Annotated in this window: 2 protein-coding genes; both read left to right on the top strand. The window is 40.6% G+C overall.

All coding sequences use genetic code 11. From position 1 onward, the window contains the following. Positions 1–2,709, top strand: a 2,709-nt coding sequence (gene ppdK / locus WBN20_RS13045; protein ID WP_424282012.1) for a pyruvate, phosphate dikinase, incomplete at its 5' end; no start/stop codon positions are given. 107 nt (positions 2,710–2,816) lie between these two features. Next, positions 2,817–2,996, top strand: a 180-nt coding sequence (locus tag WBN20_RS13040) for a CpsB/CapC family capsule biosynthesis tyrosine phosphatase (RefSeq protein ID WP_424282011.1), incomplete at its 3' end; no start/stop codon positions are given.

Raw genomic sequence — 2,996 nt, 5'->3', positions numbered from 1 at the left:
TCCGAAGTAAAAACAAGAGTCTACAGGTTTGGAAATAAAACAGCCGATGGTAACAGTAAAATGAAGAACCTGTTAGGTGGCAAGGGTGCCAATCTTGCAGAAATGAGTGCGATTGGTATTCCTGTACCTCCCGGATTTACTATTACTACAGAGGTTTGCACGGAATATAATGAACTGGGCAAAAATAAGGTAGTCAAATACATAAAGGAGGAGGTTAAGCAGGCAATTAAGAATATTGAAGGAATTATGGGAACCAAATTTGGTGATCCTGAAAATCCCTTACTGATTTCTGTTCGCTCCGGGGCTCGTGTTTCTATGCCCGGGATGATGGATACCGTACTGAACCTAGGACTTAATGACGAGGTGATAGCCGGATTGGTTGAAAAAACAAAAAATGAACGCTTTGCATGGGATTCTTATCGCCGTTTTATTCAAATGTATGGTGGGGTTGTCCTTGGTATGAAACCGGAAACCAAGGAAGACATAGACCCTTTTGAGGAAATTATGGAGCATCTTAAAGATAAACGCGATATAGAATTAGACACTCAATTTACCGTACAGGATTTAAAGGATTTGGTTTATGATTTCAAAGATGCTGTAAAAAAACAAACAGGTCACGATTTTCCTTTGGATCCATGGGATCAGCTTTGGGGAGCAATTATGGCTGTTTTTGACAGTTGGAATGGAAACAGAGCTATTTATTACAGAAAAATGAACGGTTACCCTGCAGATTGGGGTACTGCGGTAAATGTTCAGGCCATGGTATATGTAAACATGGGGAATAATTCCGGAACCGGGGTTTGCTTTACAAGGGATGCAGGAACAGGCGAGAATGTTTTTAATGGGGAATATCTCATAAATGCTCAGGGTGAAGATGTAGTAGCGGGCGTAAGAACACCTCAGCAAATAACCAAACTAGGTTCAGAGCGTTGGGCAGAACTTGCGCAGGTAAAAGAAGCAGAAAGAGTTGCTAATTATCCTTCATTAGAGGAGTTAATGCCCTCTATGTATTCAGAACTAAATGGTTACCAGGAAAAACTGGAAAAACATTATCGCGATATGCAGGATATGGAATTCACCATTCAGGATGGTAAGCTGTGGATTCTACAAACCAGAAATGGCAAAAGAACGGGAGCTGCAATGGTAAAAATTGCCGTTGATCTTCTTAAAGAAGGCCAGATTGATGAAAAAGAGGCCTTAATGCGCATAGAGCCTAACAAATTGGATGAATTGCTCCACCCTGTATTTGACCAAAATCGCATGAATAAAGATCATATTATTGCTCAGGGTTTACCTGCCTCACCGGGGGCAGCAACAGGTCAAATCGTATTTTTTGCAGATGAAGCAGATAAGTACAAGTTTACCATACTTACCCGAATAGAAACATCTCCTGAGGATCTCGAAGGCATGAACATTGCCAGAGGAATCCTCACCGCCAGAGGTGGGATGACATCTCACGCAGCCGTTGTAGCTCGTGGCATGGGTAAATGCTGTGTCTCCGGTGCAGGAGCGTTAAAAATTGACTATAAAAACAGAGTTTTAAGAGTTGATAATAAAGAATATCAAGAAGGAGATTGGATTTCCTTAAATGGTTCTACAGGTAATATTATTGAAGGTAAAGTACCTACTATGGAACCGGAATTAAGTGGTGAATTTGCGGAAATTATGAAATTATCTGACAAGTATAGGACTATGAAAGTTCGTACTAATGCAGACACACCTAAAGATGCTAAAGCAGCCCGTAATTTTGGTGCCGAAGGTATAGGACTTACCAGGACCGAGCATATGTTTTTTGAAGTAGACCGGATCCGGGCCATGAGGGAAATGATTTTGGCCGCTACAATAAAGGGTAGAAAAGCGGCTCTTAGAGATCTCCTCCCTATGCAACGTTCAGATTTTGAAGGAATCTTCGAAGCTATGCAGGGATTTCCGGTTACTATTCGTTTGCTCGATCCACCATTACATGAATTCGTGCCTCACCAATTAGCTACTCAAAAAGAACTGGCAGAGGATCTTCATATTTCTCTGGCTTCAGTAAAAAATAAAGTGTCAGAGCTTCATGAATTTAACCCAATGTTGGGCCACAGAGGATGTCGGCTGGGAATTACCTATCCGGAAATTACGGAAATGCAGACCCGGGCAATCATTGAAGCTGCTTTAAATTTAAAAGCAAAGGGAATTGAAGTGATCCCTGAAATTATGGTGCCCCTTGTTGGTACAGTTAAGGAATTTGTCTCTCAGGAAAATGTGATCAGATCTACGGCTCAAAAAGTATTTAAGGAGCGTAAAGATAGTGTGGAATACCTTGTAGGAACTATGATTGAAATTCCACGGGCAGCACTTATGGCAGACCAAATTGCCGAACATGCTGATTTCTTTTCATTTGGCACAAATGACCTTACTCAAATGACTTATGGATACTCCAGAGATGATGCGGGTTCGTTTCTTGGGATATATTTGAAAGAAGGAATACTAACCTCTGATCCTTTTGAAGTAATAGATCAGGAAGGAGTAGGACAATTAGTTGAAATGGGAACGGAAAGGGGTAGAAAAACAAAACCTGATTTAAAGGTAGGTATTTGCGGAGAACATGGTGGCGAACCGAGTTCCGTTGAATTCTGCAATCGAATTGGATTAAATTATGTAAGCTGTTCACCTTTTAGAGTCCCTATTGCAAGGATAGCTGCAGCTCAGGCCGCCATTTCTTAGGCAGTAACAGAAATTGGAATAATATACTTTTAGTCAGACTAATAGTATAGATGTGAGTGGTTTTTATAAATCATTAAACACTATTTTTGCACTGACAATGGTATTGTATGTTTCATATTTTTAGTAAGAAAAAATTTCTGGTAGATTATCTGCATAATTTTGTGGATATCCATAACCATATTCTGCCGGGTATAGATGATGGAGCTAAGACAGTAGACGAGTCCGTAGACCTGATTCACGGCTTTAAGGAGCTTGGGATAACAAACCTGGTTGCCACTCCACATATC

This window comes from Eudoraea sp. (genome assembly GCF_049665975.1).
GTDB lineage: Bacteria > Bacteroidota > Bacteroidia > Flavobacteriales > Flavobacteriaceae > Eudoraea.
The sequence above is the reverse complement of the archived record's forward strand: the minus strand, read 5'-3'. Positions and strand labels throughout refer to the sequence as shown.